Annotated in this window: 18 protein-coding genes; 9 read left to right on the top strand and 9 right to left on the bottom strand. The window is 46.2% G+C overall.

Going from position 1 to position 22,074, the window contains the following annotated elements; all coding sequences use genetic code 11:
- Positions 1–159: 159 nt before the first annotated feature.
- The 3 genes from QUA10_RS15100 to QUA10_RS15090 all read left to right on the top strand — a co-directional run bounded on the left by QUA10_RS15100 (position 160) and on the right by QUA10_RS15090 (position 6,226).
- On the top strand, positions 160–3,468 hold the full coding sequence (locus QUA10_RS15100; protein ID WP_333083335.1) for a PAS domain S-box protein: 3,309 nt from the start codon (positions 160–162) through the stop codon (positions 3,466–3,468).
- A 159-nt stretch (positions 3,469–3,627) separates the two neighbouring features.
- The gene (locus tag QUA10_RS15095; protein WP_333083334.1) at positions 3,628–5,502 is read left to right on the top strand and encodes an adenylate/guanylate cyclase domain-containing protein; all 1,875 of its coding nucleotides are present in this window, start codon (positions 3,628–3,630) and stop codon (positions 5,500–5,502) included.
- Positions 5,503–5,623: 121 nt separating this feature from the next.
- A complete protein-coding gene (locus tag QUA10_RS15090; RefSeq protein WP_333083378.1) occupies positions 5,624–6,226 on the top strand; it encodes a Uma2 family endonuclease in 603 nt (200 codons plus the stop codon).
- A gap of 9 nt (positions 6,227–6,235) precedes the next feature.
- On the opposite strand, the gene QUA10_RS15085 is transcribed toward QUA10_RS15090, so the two are convergent.
- From QUA10_RS15085 to QUA10_RS15075, 3 genes are all read right to left on the bottom strand, one after another.
- The gene (locus tag QUA10_RS15085) at positions 6,236–7,003 is read right to left on the bottom strand and encodes a YebC/PmpR family DNA-binding transcriptional regulator (protein ID WP_333083332.1); all 768 of its coding nucleotides are present in this window, start codon (positions 7,001–7,003) and stop codon (positions 6,236–6,238) included.
- 148 nt (positions 7,004–7,151) lie between these two features.
- Positions 7,152–7,790 carry a histidine phosphatase family protein gene (locus tag QUA10_RS15080; protein WP_333083330.1) on the bottom strand — a complete coding sequence of 213 codons (639 nt, stop codon included), beginning with the start codon at positions 7,788–7,790 and terminating at the stop codon, positions 7,152–7,154.
- Positions 7,791–7,964: 174 nt separating this feature from the next.
- Positions 7,965–9,095 carry an endonuclease NucS domain-containing protein gene (locus QUA10_RS15075; protein WP_333083328.1) on the bottom strand — a complete coding sequence of 377 codons (1,131 nt, stop codon included), beginning with the start codon at positions 9,093–9,095 and terminating at the stop codon, positions 7,965–7,967.
- 182 nt (positions 9,096–9,277) lie between these two features.
- Here QUA10_RS15075 and QUA10_RS15070 point away from each other — a divergent pair, with 182 nt between their 5' ends.
- Complete coding sequence (locus QUA10_RS15070; protein WP_333083327.1) at positions 9,278–9,631, top strand: DUF4864 domain-containing protein; 354 nt, start codon at positions 9,278–9,280, stop codon at positions 9,629–9,631.
- Positions 9,632–9,646: 15 nt separating this feature from the next.
- On the opposite strand, the gene QUA10_RS15065 is transcribed toward QUA10_RS15070, so the two are convergent.
- Entirely contained in the window at positions 9,647–10,342 is a 696-nt protein-coding gene (locus tag QUA10_RS15065; RefSeq protein ID WP_333083326.1) for a class I SAM-dependent methyltransferase, read from the bottom strand.
- A 333-nt stretch (positions 10,343–10,675) separates the two neighbouring features.
- On the opposite strand from QUA10_RS15065, the gene QUA10_RS15060 reads away from it, so the two are divergent.
- Complete coding sequence (locus QUA10_RS15060) at positions 10,676–12,538, top strand: polysaccharide biosynthesis/export family protein (protein ID WP_333083325.1); 1,863 nt, start codon at positions 10,676–10,678, stop codon at positions 12,536–12,538.
- Between the two features lie 584 nt (positions 12,539–13,122).
- Here the strand turns inward: QUA10_RS15060 and larE are convergent.
- From larE to fraC, 5 genes are all read right to left on the bottom strand, one after another.
- Positions 13,123–13,950 carry an ATP-dependent sacrificial sulfur transferase LarE gene (gene larE / locus QUA10_RS15055; RefSeq protein WP_333083324.1) on the bottom strand — a complete coding sequence of 276 codons (828 nt, stop codon included), beginning with the start codon at positions 13,948–13,950 and terminating at the stop codon, positions 13,123–13,125.
- Positions 13,951–14,163: 213 nt separating this feature from the next.
- On the bottom strand, positions 14,164–14,865 hold the full coding sequence (locus tag QUA10_RS15050; protein WP_333083323.1) for a Uma2 family endonuclease: 702 nt from the start codon (positions 14,863–14,865) through the stop codon (positions 14,164–14,166).
- Between the two features lie 161 nt (positions 14,866–15,026).
- Positions 15,027–15,800: an ABC transporter permease gene (locus tag QUA10_RS15045; protein ID WP_333083321.1), complete on the bottom strand. Its 774-nt coding sequence runs from the start codon at positions 15,798–15,800 to the stop codon at positions 15,027–15,029.
- Between the two features lie 168 nt (positions 15,801–15,968).
- Positions 15,969–16,967 carry a DUF5357 family protein gene (locus tag QUA10_RS15040; protein ID WP_333083320.1) on the bottom strand — a complete coding sequence of 333 codons (999 nt, stop codon included), beginning with the start codon at positions 16,965–16,967 and terminating at the stop codon, positions 15,969–15,971.
- 5 nt (positions 16,968–16,972) lie between these two features.
- A complete protein-coding gene (gene fraC, locus QUA10_RS15035) occupies positions 16,973–17,491 on the bottom strand; it encodes a filament integrity protein FraC (protein WP_333083319.1) in 519 nt (172 codons plus the stop codon).
- Between the two features lie 227 nt (positions 17,492–17,718).
- Here fraC and QUA10_RS15030 point away from each other — a divergent pair, with 227 nt between their 5' ends.
- The 4 genes from QUA10_RS15030 (at position 17,719) to QUA10_RS15015 (ending at position 21,939) form a co-directional block, all read left to right on the top strand.
- A complete protein-coding gene (locus tag QUA10_RS15030; protein ID WP_333083317.1) occupies positions 17,719–18,852 on the top strand; it encodes a cob(I)yrinic acid a,c-diamide adenosyltransferase in 1,134 nt (377 codons plus the stop codon).
- Between the two features lie 270 nt (positions 18,853–19,122).
- Positions 19,123–19,308 carry a hypothetical protein gene (locus QUA10_RS15025; protein ID WP_333086295.1) on the top strand — a complete coding sequence of 62 codons (186 nt, stop codon included), beginning with the start codon at positions 19,123–19,125 and terminating at the stop codon, positions 19,306–19,308.
- A gap of 6 nt (positions 19,309–19,314) precedes the next feature.
- Entirely contained in the window at positions 19,315–21,297 is a 1,983-nt protein-coding gene (locus QUA10_RS15020; RefSeq protein ID WP_333083315.1) for a calcium-binding protein, read from the top strand.
- A 306-nt stretch (positions 21,298–21,603) separates the two neighbouring features.
- Positions 21,604–21,939 carry a DUF6883 domain-containing protein gene (locus QUA10_RS15015; protein ID WP_333083314.1) on the top strand — a complete coding sequence of 112 codons (336 nt, stop codon included), beginning with the start codon at positions 21,604–21,606 and terminating at the stop codon, positions 21,937–21,939.
- The last annotated feature ends 135 nt before the right edge of the window (positions 21,940–22,074 follow it).

Genomic DNA, 22,074 nt, shown 5'->3' with positions numbered 1-22,074 from the left:
CTAAAATGGTATTAGTCGTCTCCCCCATCGGCTTTTTTGGGCTGCTGACTTTGTTAAAAAAGCTAAATTAAAAATAAAATTATAGAATAATAATGGCTCAAGCTATTTATAATTTTCTATTGTTCTGTCCGCTCCAAAGGAGTTTGGATATTGCTACAGATGACAACAGACTCTTTCAACCTGTCTCTCCTAGAACGGGCGATCGCAGCGTCGAGCAACAGCATCCTCATAGCGGATGCTACTAAGCCTGACACACCTATTATCTACTGCAATCCTGCTTTTGAGAAACTGACAGGTTACAGTGCCGAAGAAGTTATTGGACGCAACTGCCGGTTTTTGCAGGGCCCCGATACCGATCATGCCGAATTAAATAAACTCCGCCGCAGCTTGGAAGCGGGAACGGAAATTCAGGTAGTTCTCAAAAATTATCGCAAAGACAAAACTCCTTTTTGGAACGAATTAATGGTTTCCCCCATCCTAGACAATGAGGGAAAATTGACTCATTTTATCGGAGTTCAGAACGATATTAGCAAAAGAGTAGCAGCCGAAACAGCCAGGGAAGAAAGCGAAGAAAGATTGCGCGTTATCGCCAGTACGACTCCCGTTCCCATGTTAATTACGCGCCTCGAAGACAGCGTTATTTTGTATGCAAATCCTGCTCTTGGTGAAAGTTTAGGTTTGAGTTACAAAAAAATTGTTGGTGGAAAACAAATTGAATTTTATGCCAATATCAACGACAACATTCAATTGATAGAATTAGTCAAACAAAACGGCTTTAGCGACCGCGAAGAAATCTGCCTCAAGAAAGCAAATGGCAGTTTGTTTTGGGTAAAAATGTCGATGCGAGCAATTAATTTTAATGGCGAAGCCGCAATTTTATCGGCATTTTACGATATTACCGATCGCCTAGAAGCAGAAACAGCACTACGGCAAAGCGAAGCGAGGTTCCAAAAACTAGCCGCCAACGTCCCCGGGATGATTTATCAATTTCAGTTAGCAGCAGACGGCACTATGTCATTCCCCTACGTCAGTTCCGGCTGCCGCGAACTCTGGGAATTAGAACCAGAGGTACTCCAAAACTCAGCTATTCCCGCGCTCGAAATGATTCATCCAGACGATGCGCCAAGCTTCCAGGAATCTGTTGCTATCTCAGCTAAAACTTTAGAGCCTTTGCGGTGGGAAGGCAGATTTGTTTTTCCGGGCGATCGGATTAAGTGGATTAGCGGGGCTTCGCGACCAGAACTTGGCGAAAAAGATAACATTATTTGGGATGGCTTGTTGATTGACATTAGCGATCGCAAACTTGCAGAATCAGCACTGATCCAAAGCGAAGCCAGATTCCAAAAAATGGCCGCCAACGTGCCGGGAATGATTTATCAATACTTGCTGCATCCCGACGGTTCAAATGAATTCATTTATGTGAGTTCCGGCTGTTGGGAACTCTACGAATTAGAGCCAGAAAAAGTTGAACAAAACTCGGATTTAATTTGGGCAACGGTGCATCCAGAAGACCTAAAAAATCTATTAGAATCAATCGCAACTTCCGGCCAAACTCTCAAACCTTGGATATATGAAGGGCGGATCGTAACCGGATCGGGAAAAGTGAAATGGATTCGCGGCATTGCCCGCCCCGAAATGCAACCGGGCGGCGATATACTGTGGGAGGGGGTGACAATCGACATTAGCGATCGCAAGCTAGCAGAAATCGCCCTCAGCGAGTCAAAAATCGCCCTGCAACAAGCCAATCAAGAACTTGAAAAGCGCGTCCTAGAACGCACGGAAGCCTTGGAAACATCCCAAAAAATGCTGTGGTTGGTAATCAATAACATCCCTCAGTTAATCGCCTGGAAAGATCGAGATTTAGTTTACTTGGGAGGCAACAAAAACTTTGCCAAAGTCGCAGGTTTCAATCACCCCAGTGAAATCGCCGGTCTCACAGACTTCGATATGCCTTGGAAGCCGGAAGAAACAGAATTTTTTCGAGCCTGCGACCGCCGTATCATGGCAACCAACACCCCAGAATATCACATTATAGAATCCAAAATGCAAGCTGACGGCACCCAGTGCTGTCTGGATACAAATAAAATACCTTTACACGACAATTCCGGCAATGTTGTCGGTATTTTGTCTACGTTTGAAGACATCACCGATAGGCTTTCCCTAGCAGCTAAAGTCCGGGCCAGCGAGGAACTATTTCGCACAATTTTTGAAGATGCACCCATCGCTATCTACTTAGCTAATTTAGATGATAACAAGTTAGTGCGAGTTAATAAAACTTACTACGAAATGCTGGGATATACCGCCGAAGAATTGCTGAGCAAAACATTTATAGAACTTGGGCATCCCGACGATTATCCAAAAAATCTCCAAGTTGCTGATTCTCTTGAGCGGGGAGAAATTACTCACTATCAAATCGAACTGCGCCAGATTACCGCTACAGGTAAAATTGTTTGGGTAAATGTGACAGCTACTTTGATTCGAGACGGCGAAGGAAAACCTATTTACAACTTAGGGATGATTGAAAATATAACGAACCGCAAAATTTCCGCCGCCGCACTCCAAGCTTCCGAATCTCAATTAAGAAAACAAGCCGCCCAATTGCAAGAAGCCTACGAACAACTACAAAACGCTCAAATCCAATTAGTTCAATCCGAAAAGATGTCGAGTCTCGGTCAGATGGTGGCTGGGATTGCCCACGAAATCAACAATCCTGCCACTTTTATTAACGGCAATATTTCTCATACTTACAACTATTTTCACGATTTAATTGAACTGTTAAGTCTCTACCAGGAATGCTATCCGTCCCCAGGGCCTCAGATTGCTAAAAAAGTTAAGGACTTAGAGTTAGATTTTCTGAAGGAAGATTTGCCAAAAATGCTAAATTCTATGAGAGTAGGAGTAGAAAGAATCAGTAATATTGTGTTGTCGCTGCGGAACTTTTCGCGGCTGGATGAATCAGAAATGAAGTTAGTAGACGTTCATGAAGGAATTGACAGTACACTGTTGATTTTGCAGCACAGATTGCATCAGGCAAGTAAAAAAAGCCGGATTGAAATTATTAAAGAATACGGAAAAATATCAAAAATTTACTGTTGTGCGGGGCAGTTAAACCAGGTATTTCTCAATATTATCAGCAATGCGATCGATGCTCTAGAAAACCAACCGGAACCTCGGACGATCGTGATTCGGACCCTCATGAAAAAAGCTGGGTTGAAAAGCCACAGTAAAACCCAGCTCAGTGATTGCGATCGCATGGTAATTTGCATCGCCGACAGTGGCCCGGGAATGAGCGAAGAGGTTCGCAAGCGGCTATTTGACCCGTTCTTCACCACCAAGCCCGTAGGCTCTGGAACTGGTTTAGGATTATCCATCAGCCATCAAATTGTGGTAGAAAAACATAAGGGAAGCCTGCGGTGCATCTCAGCGCCCGGACAGGGAGCGGAATTTTGGATTGAAATCCCCTGCTGAGCGATCTTCCATTAATCTAAAGGTTTAAATATCTAACTTTTAATTCCCAATTGCCGTCGGTGCTTGAGTTATCAGGGTTTTGAATTAACCGCACTCAGAGGCCGGAACAAATCGCACTCAGCGGTGTGCTAATCTGCTGCCCTTATTCGCTAGGCAATTATGCTGAAAAAACTACCTTTATCCTGGTCTCGCTACATTCCAGCCGGGTTGACGCTGGCTTTGGGTGTCGGGCTGTCGGTTTTGACATTCGCCTTGGTTTGGGACTGGGAAGACAAGCGCCGCGACTACGAAATGCACCGCCGCATTGACGATATTTCGATCGGCATCGAACGCCAGCTCAACTCCGACTTAGATACTGTTCTCGCCCTCAGCGACTACATGAAAGCCTTCAGCACCGTCGAGCGTTCCTCTTTTGCCCGGTTTGTCGCCCGTCCCCTATCCGTCCACCCTAGCCTGCAACTCTTGGCTTGGGCCCCCCGCGTCCCCAATTCCGAGCGGCGCAACTACGAAACCAAAGCTAGAACCGAAACCGACCCCAGCTTCGAGATTACAGAGCGTGGCCCGCGAGGAGAACTCCGCAAGGCCCTCCAGCGTTCCGAATACTTCCCGGCTTTCTACGTCGAACCACCAGCCGGAAACGAGACAGCATTAGGCTTTGACCTCGCCTCCCACCGAGAAATCCGCGCCGCGCTCGATCGAGGGCGCGATACAGGAGAAATGATTGTCACCAACTACATCGGCTTAACTCAGGGCAATTCCCCGGAACAGGGTCTTTTGGCTATAGTTCCGATTTACGAAAACAGCAGTAAACCGACTACCCTGGAATCCCGTCGCCAACTGCTACAAGGATTTGTTCTGGGCGTATTTCGAGGCAAAGATATTTTCCAAACCTCTTTAAAAGGACGCAATACCGACTACCTCAATATTTATCTCGTTAGCGAGGCTCCAGACAAGCAGGAAGCAGGGTCGCTGTTACCGCAAACGGGGAATCCGGTTCTCAAAAATCTGCCTGGTAACGGACAAATTCAGCAATTTGCGGTGCAGTTCCAATCCGCCAGCCAACAAGTGCTTCCAGCATCAGCCGCTGCGAAACCCTCTCTCCTGCAAAACTGCCCGATTCTTGACAATCCAGGCCCGAACTATACAGCTTGCAGAAGGCGGCTGAAAATTAGCGGCCGCCAGTGGTCTATGTACGTGTCGGCAACGCCGGAAATTCGCCGGCTTCGCAAGCACTGGCGCTCTTGGGGAACTCTGACGATGGGGATGCTGTGGACTCTGATTCCGGTGACATATATGCTGACATCTTTGAGTCGCACCGCGCAAATCGAAAAGCTAGCCGGAGAAAGAATTCGTCAAGCTGAACAGTTGCAGGCTGCTTACCTACAGTTGGAACTCGAACAAGCTAAATCCGAGCAACTGCTGCTAAACGTTTTGCCGGCAGCGATCGCCCTGCGTTTGAAGGACAATGAACACAATATCGCCGAAAGTTTTGCGGAAGTAACTGTGATGTTTGCCGACATTGTGGGGTTTACAGAGCTTTCGTCGAGAATTTCAGCGACGGCAGTGGTGGAAGTACTCAACGATATTTTTTCGGCTTTTGACCACTTGGCCGATCGCCACGGTTTGGAGAAAATTAAGACTATTGGTGACGCTTACATGGTTGTCGGCGGTTTGCCTACAGCCCGAGACGATCACGCCGAGGCGGTTGCGAACATGGCGATCGATATGCTGCACGAAATTAGGCTCCTGAGTTTAGAACATTCGGAACCTTTTAGCATTCGGATCGGGATTAGCAGTGGCCCTGTCGTTGCCGGCGTTATCGGCTTAAAAAAGTTTATTTACGACCTCTGGGGCGACACAGTAAATATTGCTTCGCGCATGGAATCCCACGGGATTACCGGCTGCATTCAAGTCACCGCCGAAACCTACGAGATATTAAAACATAAATATACTTTTCAGAAGCGCGGCGCCATTCAAATTAAGGGCAAGGGATACATGGTTACTTATTTGCTGACTGGGAAAAAAGATTATTGACACCGCCCAAAAACGGATACAAGCCTCCGATTCGCCGATCGACTAAGACTTGCGATCGCCAAGCTAAGATATGATAAGCTCAAGGCATTTTATCACCCCTGCACCAAAAAAAGGAAAAACCATGACGACGCTGCTAATTCAAACGGAAAGCGTCCCACTGACGGTCAATTTCCCTGCGATCCAATCGATGACTGTTGAACAGTTCTATGAATTCTGTATAGTTAATCGCGATTTGAGAATTGAGCGTACAGCCAGTGGGGAAGTTATCATTATGTCACCAGCGTTTTCAGATACAGGGAATCGCAACATTAAAATTGCTCAGCAACTTGCAAACTGGGCAGAACAAGATGGCACAGGTGAAACGTTTGACTCCAGTGCAGGCTTTACCTTGCCGAATGGAGCAACCCGCTCCCCCGATGCCTCATGGATTAAACTAGAGCGCTGGAATGCCTTAACAGAAGAACAAAAAGCCTCATTCGCACCGATTTGTCCAGACTTTGTGATTGAATTGCGGTCTGCTAGTGACAGTCTCAACGGATTGCAAAACAAGATGGAAGAATATATTGAGAACGGTGTATCACTCGGCTTTTTGCTCGATCGCAAAAACAGAAAAGTCTACATCTACCGTCCCCATCGCGAACCTGAAATCTTGGATAATCCTGAAACAGTCAGCGCAGATCCAGAGTTACCGGGATTTGTCTTGCGGATGGCAAAAATCTGGTGATTTAGATCGTTATACCATACTCAAAGACATCAATTCATCTGTCATTTCAAAATTCGCCGTCACACTTTGCACGTCGTCCAAATCTTCCAGTGCATCCATTAACTTAAGGAGCGATCGAGCTTTTTCAGGAGTGTCTATTTCCACTGTATTGCTGGGAATCCAGCGAGTTTCCGACTGCAAAACTGCAAAATTTTTTTGTTTCAAAACATCAGCCAATTGTTCCAAATTAGCGACGCTTGTAAATACCTCTGCACCTTCAGTATCCTCATCAATTAATATCAAATTATAAGATTCCGCAGCCGCCTCTAGCGACGCTTCAAACAATTGTTCCTCATCAATCGGCCCGCGTACCGTACAAACTCCTTTGTGGTCAAACATCCAGCCCACACAACCAGTTTCGCCCAAGTTGCCGCCATTTTTAGTAAAAGCTTCTCGCAAGTCAGCCGCTGTGCGGTTGCGATTGTCTGTCAGCGCTTCAATTAGAATAGCAACCCCGCCAACGCCGTAACCTTCGTAGCGAATAGCTTCTAATTCGGAACTTCCCCCGGCCAACCCAGCACCTTTGGCGATCGCCCTTTCTATGTTTTCATTAGGAATATCCGCCGCCTTGGCTTTTTCAATAGCCGTCCGCAGTTGAAAATTGCCAGCGGGATCGGGAACTCCGCTGCGGGCCGCGACAATAATTTCGCGAGATATTCTAGCAAAAACCTTGCCTTTAACGGCATCAACTCTAGCTTTTTGGCGTTTAATATTCGCCCACTTACTGTGTCCTGCCATACCGATTTAAGATTTTCGATTTAAAATGTGCGATCGAGATTAAACAATAACACCCAGATTCGGACTAATCAGATTAACGTAGGGTTCTCTTCTGCCGCGCACCTTACACACATAGCATAAAATGCGGTTTTTCGCACGAATCTCAACTTTAATTAAAGCGGATCACGGTTTCAGAGTCAGTCAGGTGAGAAGTATCGCCATTAAGTGCGATCGACCATTCTCCCTCACCCCGCACCACTTTCACCAAACAGCACAAAGAAGCGTTAATTTCCGTTTCTGCACAGCCCGCCAGCCCGATCGCAGTGCCTAAAACCGACGCACCGTGACCTACTAATAACATATCCTCGGGAAACTCAGCCACGAGGCGTTTAGCCGTTTCCCCCGCCCTTTTGAGACAAGCTTCCCCAGTTTCGGGATAATTAGCAATACCGCCTTTGTAGGAATCATCAATCCTGGGAAAACGCCTGCACAAAGCTTCGACGGACTCAGTTTCCGGCATTTCTGTCATCCATTCCGGATTCAGCCATTCGCACAATCCCCACTCTAGTTTAATTGACAAATCGAGAGCTTCTGCCGCGTGATTTGCTGTTTGGACAGTTCGCAGAAAAGGGGAAGCAAAAATATGAGAAATTCCTTCACCTTTGAGGCGATTGGCTAGTTGTTTGGCTTGAACGTGACCGTCTTCGGAAAGGTGAGGATCGTAGCGGCGTTCTGCGGCGAGAAACCAGTCCCGGTTAACGAAGTCGATGCGGTTTCCGTGTCGTGCGATCCAGACTGTTTGTGGCATGAGTTGGTTTGAGTTTGGCTTCTTGATTTAAGATTATATCAAAGTTTGGTAATTGGATTTGTTGCGAATCTATTGATGAGATTTTTTTAAACCGCAGATGCACGCAGATAGACGCAGATGGATGATGAATTGGGTAAGGGGTGATGGGGCGCCATCGGATTTGTTAATTCTTCCTTAGAGTTTTACCAATCTTGATTCTAAAGCTAAATTAACTATTCTTTCTAAAGAAGTGGCTTCGTCACTTTTTCCAATTATCTTGAAATAGTATGTTATGGACATCGCTAAGGGCGAACCGTGACGGTAGTTTCGTCCATACTTGCTCACATAAAATGCCAAATTATTCATAACATAATTCTTTCTGTAGGCTGGATCGTTCAAAAATTTCTCCCTGGCACCTAATGCCCTATAGGAGGTATCAGGCATTAACTTAGCTGAAGGAGAAACCCTACCTAGTTTGTACTCATCCTCATTAACCATTATGCCAATTCCCTTCCGAATATAACCTGTATCTGTGACTATTTCCCAATCCGTCCAAATTCTCATTCTAGCTAGGATTTTATTATTGTTGTATCCTCTGGGAAGTGGGAGCCATAAAAACATTGCAGGGCTATTTCGTCTGGCATCAAATCTAACTTCAGCAATCAATTTATTTTTGCCGAAACCATACTTAATACTACTAGAATCAGTAAGTTCCTTGATCCGTCTATCACAGCCGAGAATCTGTCTGCGAACGCTCAAAACTCCTTCGCGTTCAGTTTCATTACATTCTTGGATAAATTTTAAAAGCAACCTTGGCGGTTCAGATAGAGTTTCGTTGTTGTATTGTTCTCGATATGTAATCTCTACTCGTGCAATATGTTCGGCATCTACATCTTTCAATTGTAAATATAATTTTTCCCCGTCAGGAACGATAGCAAATTGCAAAAACTGAAAAAATAGCCCGTGATACTTCCTGTCTGTAAAATTATCCCTGTGAAATTTTGGCGCAATTGCTATTAAGCGAACTGGTCGCTGGTAATCCACGCGATCAGCAAAAGGTTTGTGTTCCAACAAAGCATCGTAATAACGGGTTAACTGCTGAACGACATATCTATCTTCGCCGTTTTTCAACTCCACCACAACTAACCGTTTATTCTCGTCCACCGCTATAATATCGCATCTTTGCTCGTTGACAGTGAATTGCCGCTTGATGACTGTCAAACCGAGCAAACTTTGCAAGTGAACTTCGACAAAATCCTCTAAGGCTTCTTCATTTGCAAATTCCCACCCCGACCCTGTTTTCCTCAATGCGGCGCTGCTTAACATTTCGACAATTCTTAAAGTCTTTAACCAATTTTACCACTAATGTCTGTAGTCCGCTGGGGGTTTGAATAAACCTCTCTCGCCCTGACAGCTTCCCAGCCATCCCGCCACAAAATCGCCTTTAAGTGGGAGCGCTATAATAGTAACTATTCGACACTCCCATCTCTTGACAAATCCTTAAAAATATGGTCATCAGTGACAGCGATCGCGCTACCATTCGCTCAGTCGTAGAACAGCAACTGCAAGCATTTCAAAAAGACGATGCTGCTGGGGCTTTTTCCTTCGCGACTCCCGGCATTCAGCAGCAGTTTCGCACAGCAGAAAACTTTATGCAGATGGTAAAAATTGCCTATGAAGCTGTCTACCGTCCGCGATCGGTATTATTTGAAAACCTCGCCACTGTAGAAGGAATTCCCGCTCAGCCGGTGCTGTTGCTGGACTCGGAAGGCATCCCAATCCGAGCCATTTATCTCATGGAAAAACAGTTTGATAATAGTTGGCGAATTAATGGCTGTTATTTGGTTTCCATAACAGCCTAATAAGTTAGGCTTGCTTTATGCTGAGCTTTTTTTGCTAACTCGCAGCATCTTATTTCCGCCTTTTTGAAACTCATAAGGAGCTTCTTGAATTTCTACACTAAAATTTCTCTTTTTCAATTCTGTGATAATCGGGTTTAAGTGATCGGATTCCTCCCCGCTAAAACTCTGCAATAGAGGGAATACCCGGACTTCCTTCGCCACGCGACACATTTCTGTAATTGATGCCAGATGAAATTCTTCGGAAAGTAGGTGAGAATAAGAAAATAAGAAATGGCTGCACAAAGCTAAATCGAATTGACCGTTCTCGAAAGGCAAAACTGGCAGCTCAGCATTAATGTATCGACCTTGCTGTAAGCCTGATGGAAAATCTTCTAAAAATTCCTGCATCGCCTTCATTCGCACTTCGCCTAGCTGGTACGGCGATTCAAAATTGTTCCACAGGTAGCCATCTAAATTGGCTTTAACACCGTCAATTACAGTTTGATATGTTTCTTGGATGCGATCGCCAATTTCCACCGCACTAAACTGATAAACTGGATCGCAAGAAATTACCTTTTTACCTTGGCGAGTCATTTCGGCATTGAAACTCGCCGGGCCGCCCGCACAATCAAGAATTGCTAGCTTGAGGTCACTTGAGGTCAAGCTAAACATTCCTATGTATTCATCCAAGCAGCGCCCCCAGGGAATTACTTTATCCAATTTTAGTGACACTTGTCTTTGTCCTGCAGATAGAATTATCTAATATTTTACCTCAAATCAGGGTGGTTTTTTCCTATCTCCTTTCTGTGGCGGGTTGATTTGTATGCGGACTTATGTATGAATAATTTTGCTCAAACGAGATATTAATCCTGACAACAGTTGGCGGGCTTTACACTTTCTTTACAAACAAGGCACAAAATAGTTAAGTACGATCGCACAATTTTTATGCTTGCACCTGTGGATTTTGCAGCACAGCGAGGCTACACTGGACAGCAGAGAAAATAAACTAAAATCCACTAGCTAAATTGCTCTTGTTCATTGGCAGGCTGCAACCAGGGAAGAAAGATGAAACATACCATTCAAACCGCTACAAGTCTGAGTTTGTCAGCACTCCTGGTGCTATTGAGTTCGCTGCCCAGTAGAGCTCAGTTACCTGCCGTCAGAAATCCTGCGCCCGCTAGGAACCCAAACCAACCGAGAGTACCGCCGCCACCTCCGGGTTCGAGTTTGCCGCCGATCGGCAATTCTGGTTCGCTGACACCAGAAGCAGCTTATACTTTAGGCCCGGGCGATCGCATTGCTTTAGATATCTTCGGTGTCCCTGAATTCAGCAGAGAATATCAAGTGTTAGTTGATGGGACGCTCAATTTGCCAATTATTCGCAGCGTCTCAATTCAAGGGTTGACGCTGCAACAAGCCGCTAATGTGATTACCCAGCGATACGAACCCTTCATCAATGTTCCCGTTGTTACCGTGACTGTGATCGTCGCTCGCCCCCTAAATATAGGTCTTGCGGGTGAAGTTACTCGCCCGGGTTCCTACAAGATTAATCCCACTAGAGAAGGAGGAGGAGTAAAATTCCCGACTTTGATGGAAATGCTGCAACTTGCACAAGGGGTGACATCAGCAGGAGATATGCGAAATGTCCAAATTCGTCGTTCCAACAGAGGTGGGCCGGAGCAAGTTACTAATGTTGATTTGCAGGATTTTTTAGACACGGGAAATTTGCGTCAAGATGTCACGATTCGAGATGGAGATACAATTTTTGTACCGACAGCAAGGGCCCTGAATACTCAAGAAGTTCGTCAAAGAGCCAGTGCTAATTTTTCCGCTGATATTACTAAACCAATTGGTGTGGTAATTGTCGGGGAAGTAAACCGGCCGGGGCCTTATACTGTATTTGCTTCGGATGTGCGATCGAGCAACCAACAAACAGAGTTGAGTTTTGTAGCTATCGACCAACAGCAAGGAGCAGTTGTAGGCTTACCAACAATAACTAGAGCATTGAAAATTGCTGGTGGTATCACTACAGAAGCTGACATTCGCCGCGTGCAAATCCGCCGCCGAGTCAGAGGTGGCAATGAACAAACTATCATGGTAAATCTGTGGGATTTGCTGCAAAAAGGCGACGCAACTCAAGATATTTTGCTGCAAGAAGGAGATAGCGTAATTATCCCGACAGCAGCTACCGTAGACTTAGCTGAAGTTTCTCAAGTCGCAAATAGCAGTTTTTCGCCGAACGCGATTAGCATCAATATTGTAGGAGAAGTAATTAGGCCTGGGGCTTTGCAGGTGCGGCCTAGTACATCCCTGCACCAAGCTTTGCTGACTGCAGGCAGTTTCAATCAATTGCGGGCTAAAAAAGACAGAGTAGAACTATTGCGTTTGAACCCCAACGGTACTGTTTCTCGTCGCACGATTGAGGTGGATTTTGCTCAAGGGTTGAATCCTAATAATAACCCCACTCTCCGGAACGACGATGTGATTCTGGTAGCGCGATCGGGCTATGCTAGGGTAGGAGATAATATCAACAGTTTTTTGCAGCCAATAACAGGAGTTGCAAATGGGATCAGCGCTGTTAGCGGCGTTTTTACTGGGTTTCAAGCAACTATCAACGCTTTTCAAAACTTATTTTTGGGAGGAGATTTCGAGCGGCGAAATCAGCTCAGACAGATTCGCGAACAACGTCAAGACAGACAAGAGCAACGTGAAGACAGACAGCTAGAAAGAGACATACAACGTGAAGAAAGACAGCGGCAAGCTGAAGACAGATTGCTGCAACTTGAAGACAGACGCTTGCAACTCGAAGACAGACAGCGACAAATCGATCTTGAGAATCGGCAACTTGAGATCCAGCAGCAGCAACTTCAGCTCCAAAATCAGCAGCAGCAAATGCAGCCACAGCAAATTCAGCCAACTACTCCTTGATAAGAATCGGGCGTTGAAAGTTAGCCACCCTCTTTATGACTCGGCGGTTGAAACCGCTGCATAGAGTCATTCGATTTTAGATTTTAGAGTTTAGATTTTGGATTGACGCCACGGATAAATTCGGGGGATTGTACTATCAAGAAATTCGCTTGTCAAACGAATTCCGAGTCATATCAAATCCGTTAGCATCGGAATAGTAAATTCGAGTTGACTGTTGACGGTTGACGGTTGACTGTTCACGGCGTCAACAGTCAACCGTCAACAGTCAACATCATGTATGAGTGTAACCGGAAATGATATCAAGGGGGATTAAGAAATAAAGAGGGTATTAAAACCGGATTTGCTATTACATGGCACATCCCAAATCTACGGCAAACATCCTAGGCGTTGCTGATTTACGGTATGAAACGCTAAATATGACCGTCATAGAAACGAGTATCCACAAAGCTTTGGGATTTTAAAGTTATTTTTTTCATACCCTGATTAAGCAACGCCACTATAAAGGTTCGATTGCCATGGTTCCCCTTTGTCCATTTCCCAAACTACATCAATCATGAGAAATTTTTTGTATTCGGGAAAATTAATCAACCTTTTGCCTGCAACAACTGCGGCTGCAAAACCTGATTTAATTTGCCACTGCGAAACCCCTCCAAATCCAAAGTCGCGTAAACAAAACCAAACTCTTGAAACACCGCGACTAATGCAGGCAAATCCGCATTTAACACAAACTGCTTAATCTCCTCTGCTGGTAACTCAATGCGGGCCGTATCTCCGTCCGATCGCACTCGCAAATTTTTCAGTCCCAACTGGCGCAAATACCGTTCGGCGCGCCCCACTCTTTGCAACTTTCCAACGGTGATTTCTTCGCCGTAAGGAAAGCGCGAACTCAAACAAGGTTGAGCCGGTTTGTCCCACCAAGGCAAACCCAATTCTTTGGCCAACTGCCGCACTTCCAATTTACTCATGCCTACTTCTGCTAAAGGCGATCGCGCGCCGCGTTCCTTCGCAGCCTGAATTCCGGGACGGTAATCCTTTAAATCGTCAGCATTAACCCCATCAACCACATAAGGATAACCCTTTGCTAGTGCTAGAGGTTTCAAAGTATCATGCAGTTCGCTTTTGCAGAAATAGCAGCGGTTAACTGGGTTAGAAGTGTAATTGGGATTTCCCATTTCCTGAGTTTCTACTTCCTGATGGGCAATGCCAATTTCTGCTGCTTGAATGCGCGCATCTTCTAAATCCTCGGGCAGTAAAGACGGCGAAACAGCCGTCACTGCCAAAGCGCGGTCGCCCAACACGTCAAAAGCGATCTTGGCTACCAAAGTGCTGTCAATTCCGCCGGAGTAGGCAATCAAAGCCCGTTCCATTTGTGCGAAAATATTTTTTAATTCTTCGAGTTTTTCTATTAACATAATTTTACCTTGTTTTACCAACATATAAGTAAGACAGTAAACTCAAGAAAGAAGGATGAAGAAAGCATATTTCTATCGGGTTCTCTTCTTCCATCGAACCTGTTCATTCTTCCGACTTCCCTCAGACTTCTCATGCTATTCGGGATCGAGACCGAGGGCTGCCAATCGAGCCAAAAGCTCTTGATTTCGCTGTCTTTCCTGTTCCAGCAGCGTTTAGACTAACTCTTTGTCTTGCTGTTGGCGATCGGCTCGCTGGCGTTCATTTTCTGCCCTTTCTTCCGGCCACAAAAGCAGTTTTCCGCCCTCCGTCCACCAGCGCAGGCAATATCCTGTTCTACCTTCGCGAGTTCCCTGCCACACTCCCAAAAATAGATTTAATCCAGGTATTAAATAACGGCCGTTTTCATCAGGATTTTGATTTTCATAACGCTCGGATTCAAGCGCATAAACTTCTATTCTGCCTGTATGCGGTCGAAAAATGACATAGCGAGGAACTTTGATTACTTGTTCGTAAAAAAACCACTTGCCGATTTCTTCTGTGTGTTTGACAGAGTATTCGTCGCCGTAAGTAGCTGATAGAAATTCCATCACTACAAAAGGGACTATTCCTTCGGTATGAGGCGTGTAACTGCGGCGGGGATAGTTGTGAGGCCTCTTTTGAACCGGCTGCACGTACATCCAGTCTGGGGCTTTGCAAATAGTGCGATCGTCCACAGCAGCACACAAAGCAAAATTAGAAACTATTAGTGCGTCTTGCATTAGTTCCGGGGAATCCAATACAGACTGGCGCAAACCGTTAGCTAGCAAGGGATGGTCTATATCGTCTACAGGGTCGTCTGGTAGGATGAAATCATCGGGTAGCAGTGGCCAAGTAATCTTGAGCGGGGATATCGGTTTATGAATTATAGTAGTCATAAGTCACCTCATTTTACCAATAAAAGTTTGAGTTTTAGTCGAAATTGGCGAGCGATAACCCTCTCTATATCTTAGCGCTCTAAGTCGATAATAAAATTCTTTGTAGTGAGGATTTTAGTCTTCACTACAAACCATTACCCTCAAGGTGCGGAATGCGCGCTTTAAAATTCCCGGCGGGAAAATATGGCGATCGCAATTGACAGCAGCAGCACCACATACAGCAAACCGTAGCCAGCATCTGTAATCAAACCTGCCAAGTAAGGAACTTGTCCGTAAACAGCATCGTTTCTCAAATTGAATCTGGCTAAATCCGGCAAAACCAAATAAAGTCCCATCATCAATTGTTCAATGCCAGGATTTTTAGTTAACTTGCCCAAAGCCACTAAATCCCGCGTCGAATGTCCCATCAAATAAACGCCAAATGTCAGTAAAGTTGCCAACAGCGAACTGCTAAAAACCCCAAATAAAATCCCGACACCAGCCATCAGACACAGCTCAAACCAGACACACAACGAAGCGATTAAAATGCTTTCCAAAGGGAAAGGAATGCGGCTCAAACTCAGAATAGCCAGATAGATAACCGTCATTGCCCCTACAAGCACCGCCAGCACCGCCGACAGCCCTAAGTGCTTGCCCACAATTAACTCAGCCCGACTTATCGGCTTAGCAACTAACAGATAAACAGTGCGCTTTTCAATTTCTTTGTTGACCAATCCGGTAGCCACAAAAACTGTGGCAATTAGACCGAGAATGCTCATAGCAGCTAAACCGATATCTAAGATAATTTTCTTTTCGGTTGTCGCCGCCAATTCCGGTATCAACCGTACCGAGGCGCCCATCAACAGAGCAAAAATAATAATTAAGTAAAGGATGCGATCGCGAATTACTTCCCAAAATACATTGGTCGCGACTGTCAAGATTCTTCTCAAATTCATCTAGTTATTAACCCACTGGAAACTTTCGCCATACTTTAGTGTAAGGAAGAGGGAAGAGGGAAGAGGGAAGAAAGAGGATTTTTTCCATCTCCGCCTCTCAGAAGCTCCCACTCTTAGACTCTCCTACTCTCCCGCTATACCGCTCGCAATTAGTTAACAGAGAAAGAATCAAACTTGGCTGTCCCCCGCCGTTCCATCTTTTTTCTGTCCGGGTTGAGAGCGTTTGATCGCATCGCAGGTTACAGTCGCCCTATTGCCTATATTGAACACCTCGCAAGATTTGGTAAACGAATATATTTCCGGTCTAAAAACCAGCCCCAGCCAAGTTGCCTGCATCTCTAACTGATAGCGGGAATCTCCTTGGACGATCGAAGTTTTGACATCCCACCTCGAATCTTCTGCGACTACCCCAGTTGTTTTTAAGGCTTGATTCCGCAGAAAAAATCGCTCGTTGTCAATATCTATTAACATTTGCTCTACTTGCGCCCACGGTTTTGTGCCCGCTTCATTTCGCAGGTATCGCTCCATTTCATTGAGGATGACAACTCCTCGGGAGCGATTAATAGTTGGCTGTTGAAATGTCACCACATAATCGCTTTGCCTCAAATCTTGAGATAAAACGCTCGGATACTGTTGTATCCAACCTTGAATTAAAAAGTGAAAAGCAAACCAACAGGAAAACAGCAGGTGAACTAGAGTAATCATCAAAAACTGAGGGCGCACCAACGACCTGATACCTTCCCGTTTTGACTCGCTATTCCAAATCTCTATTGTAGCAAGAACTGCTACTGCTATAAGTGGGCCGGATATCCATGCTATTTCCTTCCTATCCGACGGTAATCTTATCAGTAACCACAAGCCAATTAAGATGCTTGTCACCCACGGACTCAGACTTACTCCTTTTATCACAAAAGGTTGCTGGCTGGTCAGCAAACCCATTGAAAGTGTAAATAATAACCAGCTCATGTCAAAAAGCAGAGTTCTCGTCCGCCAGTCAGTGACTGCGGCCACTGTCAGCAAAGCTAAAAAGATGCTGAGTAGTAAAGGAGTCTTCCAGTGAACAACTTTAGGCGGAATCATCGCCTTTTGGATTTTTTTATTGGTTTCCCAAAGGTTGTTCGTCAGCTTAGTGAGTTGCTGAGTGGCATCAAAAAATTGCTTCATCATAAATTTCAATAGACGCTTTGTAAAAACAACACGGTTAAAATAACGAGATTGCTAACAGTGTGGGCGATTAAAATTCCCCCAAACTGGGTAGTTACTTGAAAAGTTTTTTTGGGAGGACGGCGGGTGAGGGTTGGTGGCCCTAAAAACTGAGGTTTGGAAGCTTTTTTATTGCCGGAAACCATGTTTTCTATGAATTCTAATCCCTGCCATTTAGCTACAAATGTTACTGCTAATACTGAGAGTGCTATCATAGTTATTGGAGCGTAAACATTATCCCCACGTCCTAATAAAATATAACCGATAAGCTGTTCCCGCAATTCTTTGCTAAGAACGCTTTCAATGCCGAAGAAAACTAACCAGCCTACGCAAGTACAAGATAGATTGAGGATGGCTGTATATTCAATGCTGGTTTTGGGGCCGAGTTTAAGTAGTTTTTGCAAAAACCACGATTCGATCGCGATCGCCAAAAACATAATTAAAATTTGCACCAAAACAGTCCGAAATGGGAAAACACTCGCAATCATAAGCCTTTAGGTATATCAGTCCGTGTTAAATTTTAATTGTACAGCACAAACGGAATAATCTTAACCGGAGGTTTGAGCACCTGATTGCGTTTGATCGCTGCTTAAAAGATTGGGGGTTAGAAGTTATCGTATAATCTGTTGAGATCCGCCAAAAGAATGGAAAAATTAAACATTCAAGGCGCGCGATCGAATACCCACCCCGCTACAGACTCAAACAACTGCTGATTATGGTAAGGAATGGCATTGGTATTCGGACAGCCTCATCCCGGTCGGAACGCGCCGCGGGTCAGATTCACGTCTACGACGGCGCTGGTAAAGGCAAGTCTCAGGCAGCTTTGGGAGTAGTGTTGCGGTCGATCGGGCTGGGTATCAATTCTGACTCGCCCACGCGAGTTTTGTTGCTGCGCTTTCTCAAAGGCCCCGGCCGCTCCTACGACGAAGACGGGGCAATAGAAGCCTTGCAACGGGCATTTCCCCATTTGATCGACCAAGTGCGTACCGGCAGAGCCGAATATTTTGGGGCCGAAGCAATCACCCGCTTCGATCGCGCCGAAGCTCAGCGAGGCTGGGATATCGCCAAAGGAGCGATCGCCAGCGAGCTCTATTCCGTCGTGGTACTAGACGAACTAAACCCCGTATTGGACTTGGGTTTGCTGCCAGTTGACGAAGTAGTCCAAACCCTCAAAAACAAACCAGAATATTTAGAAGTCATCGCCACAGGCCGAGCGGCCCCCGAAGCTTTGCTGGAGATTGCCGACTTACACTCAGAAATGAAGCCCCACTATCACCCCGCAGCGACAGAGCATCATATTTCAGGTATCGAAATATACACTGGAGCGGGGAAAGGCAAGTCTACGAGCGCTTTGGGCAAAGCTTTGCAGGCAATAGGTAGGGGTATCAGTCAAGACCAATCTCACCGGGTGTTAATCGTGCAATGGCTCAAAGGTGGCACGGGTTATACAGAAGATGCGGCGATCGCAGCTTTGCGCCAAAGCTACCCGCAGCTAGTAGATCACCAGCGGTGTGGCCGAGATGCTATAGTTTGGCGGGGGCAACAGCAAGAGCTAGACTGCATCGAAGCAGAACGCGGCTGGGAAATCGCCAAATGTGCGATCGCCAGCGGCTGGTACAAAACGATTATTCTCGACGAACTCAATCCCACAGTAGACTTAGAACTGCTGCCGGTAGAGCCGATCGTCGAAGCCCTGCTACGCAAGCCGCGGGATACAGAAATCATTATCACCGGGCGCTGCCACAAACCCCACGCTTACTTTGACTTGGCAAGCGTACACTCCGAGGTATACTGTCACAAACACTACGGCGATCGGGGCGTAGAACTAAAGCGGGGCGTAGACTTTTAAAGCCCGGAGCGGTACCGAGTTCAATCCGGGCCAGAATTATTAAATGACGGCCCTGCCTGGAAAACCGGAAATTGCCACAAAGCCTTGTTACCAAGTAAAAATCTCCCAATTTTCCTTGTCTTCCCGATCACCCAGATCTGCCTTTTTTAATCTTTAATTTCCTCCCCCGGACGCGATCCCCGACCGCAAACCCAGAATGGAACATTAAGAATATGAGCCGCGTCTTATGGAGCGTGAGCACCTGAGACAGTGCACCAGGATTATTAAAGGGTGAAGACTTTGAAAATAAAAGCTTACAAGCAAAAAATCCGCGAGGGAGAAAGTCTAGACAGGGTTAACGCCAGTAGGCTAGACTTGCGGCTGGCAAACAGGTTAAACTACAGCGGAATCCAAACATTCGGTGTTCTAGGCAGTGTCTGTAGTCGCACCAGCGATGACCAACAAGTAGAGGAGTGAAGCTTTATGACAACGTTAGATGACAATTCTAATCAACTAGATTTAAACCTTCCGGGGCTAGGCCCGGATACAGTATTCGCCGGAGCCGGGGCGGATTTCGTTAGAACTTCCACCCTGGGCGGCAGCTTAATATTTGGCCAAGGCGATAACGATACTCTGATTTCAGTTGGCCCGAACGATACCATATACGGCGGCGAGGACGAAGATTCAATCAGATCTCAGCGGACTCCGGCTTTGCTGTTTGGCGATGCAGGCAATGACACCATGATCGCTGAAGCCCGCGCTAGCCTGTACGGCGGTTTGGGAGAAGACTTGATCCAAGGTACTGTCGAAGCTAACCTCATGTTTGGTAATGAGGGCGCAGATACGATGCTGGGAGGGGCGCAGAGAGCAGATTCCCTCTACGGCGGTAAGGACAATGACTCGATCGGCTTCTTCATCGCAGGCGGTGGCAACAACCTCGGTCTTCCCCTAACCGGAGGCTTCGCTGGCAATGAAGGCAGCAACTACTTGCGGGGTGATTTGGGCGACGACTTGGTTGTAGGTATCAATGTAAGAGACAGTCTCTTTGGCGGTAAAGGCAATGACACCCTAAGAGGTGTGGCCAGCAACAGCTACCTGTCGGGCGATCTGGACGACGACATCTTATTCATTACCAACCGTACCCAGACAAGCCCGTTTGCTCAGGGCAGCGTCATTACGATCGGCATTGAGAGAACCACCTTGATTGGTGGTGGCGGCAACGATTCTATCACCGGGGCGATCGGCGAGTTTGAAGCCGGCAGAAACTTCTTTGAGGGCGGCGACGGCAACGACACGATCAGGGTTTTTGCCACGCAGGATACCGCTTTGGGAGGTGCAGGCGACGACTTCATCGAGTCATCCAGGGTATCGAATCTAACTTTGAGCGGAGGCGCCCAGAGTTCATTTCCCGGCTTCGCGGGTCGCAACTTGCTCGACGGCGGAGTAGGCAATGACACGATCGTTGCAGCTTTTGCGACGGATACAATGGTCGGCGGTGAAGGCAACGACAGCCTGAGCGGTACCTTTACTAACGCAGCCGGTGGAGATGGCAACGATACTATCGATGCTACCAAGGCCATTTTTGCTGGTACTGGTACTGCTTTGATTACTCTCGAAGGCGGTCTGGGCGGCGATCTGTTAATTGGCTACACCAATCCTACTACTGGCAGCAGCTTCACCGTCACCAACCTCATGAACGGTGGCGAGGGAAGTGACACCATCATCTTTGGCAGCAATCGCGATCGCGTGATTGGCAACGTTGCGGGTAACGACTTCATCTCCTACGCTAGCGGCGTCAGCTTTACCGGTCTTACAGCGCCAAACTTGATTAGCGATACCTTAGGCAGCAACTTCATTATTGGTGGCAACGGCACTGATGTGATCACTACTGGTAACGGGGATGACATCCTGTTCGGCGACTCATTCAATGCTACCGACTCCCTCGGAGGAGCCGGGGACGATACCTTAAATGGCGGTGGCGGGAACGACACCATGCTGGGCGGCTTTGGAAAAGACTATTTGATCGGCGGCGACGGTAACGACTCTCTCGGCGGGGGGCCTGGTGCTGACACGCTGATTGGCGGATCGGGTAATGACAGCTTCTACTACAACAACTTCGGCGAGGGCGCCGTGGGTACTGACACAGACCAAATCGGCGATTTTACGAGTGGCCAAGACAAGTTTATCTTCCAAATCAATGGCTCCAACGGCTTCCCCAACTTGAGGGTACTGGATAATACGAATCGAATTTCTTCGAAGGCGTTCTTGCCGCTTGAGAGTGGGACTTACAACGGCAGTTTTGGTCCAGCCGGGGCGGGCGCGACAGAGCCGTTCGTCTTTTATGAAAATGAAACTGGACGACTAGGATATGACTCTAACGGTTTTGGTACTGCTGGCGGAGTAGTTACGCTGGCAATTCTGAATGGCAGACCGGGCATTACGGCTTCTGACATTACCCTGATTTAATTTGGGTAAAAGTGGGTGGGGTCGATTCTGAAACATCGCCCTACCAACTCTCAAAACTAATTGTGCTATGTTTCGAGCTGGGGAGATCCATCCCTGGCTTTTTTATTGGCATTGAGAATTGGGCATCGGGGATTGGGCATTGGGCATTGAAAGGAAGGGCAGATTCACCGATCCATTTTGCCACCCATCAATAATGTTGATAAACCAGCCACCCAGCTCAAAGACGATATAATTGACATTTGAGTAAAAGTCGATTATTGTAGCCGACTAATATTCTATTTTGTCCTTCAAAAAAAGTTATTAATAGTGAAACTGCCCAATGGTCATCTAGCAGATCTAGGCAATAAAATAGAAGAATATTCTCTAAATCTGAATCACCAAGAAAGAAAAAATAAAGCTATTTTGTTTGCCAGTAAGTTAGGCATTACCCTAGAAAATGCTGAAATGCTCAAACAGGCTTTAAAAGAAGCTGCTATCAACGAAGATGTTGTTATTCAAAAAAACAATGAATACGGAAAACATTATAACATGAAATTCTTGCTGAAAACCGAAGTAGGTGAATCTCTGATTATAGCAGCTTGGATCGTCCGCTCAGGTGAAACTTTCCCCAGATTAACAAGTTGTTATCCCGTCCAAAAGTGAGGTAAAAACAATGAAAACAATTAAAGACCTTGATACAGCACTTTGCGTGACTAAGAGGTACAGTAACAGCAGTGAGCAAAATAATTTTTGATTTGCTTAGTTGAACATAATTTCACTCCCAATTCCAAGAGTTTT

Source organism: Microcoleus sp. Pol8_D6 (assembly GCF_036700965.1).
Taxonomy (GTDB): Bacteria; Cyanobacteriota; Cyanobacteriia; order Cyanobacteriales; family Microcoleaceae; genus Microcoleus.
This window is presented reverse-complemented; position numbering and strand designations above follow the sequence as displayed.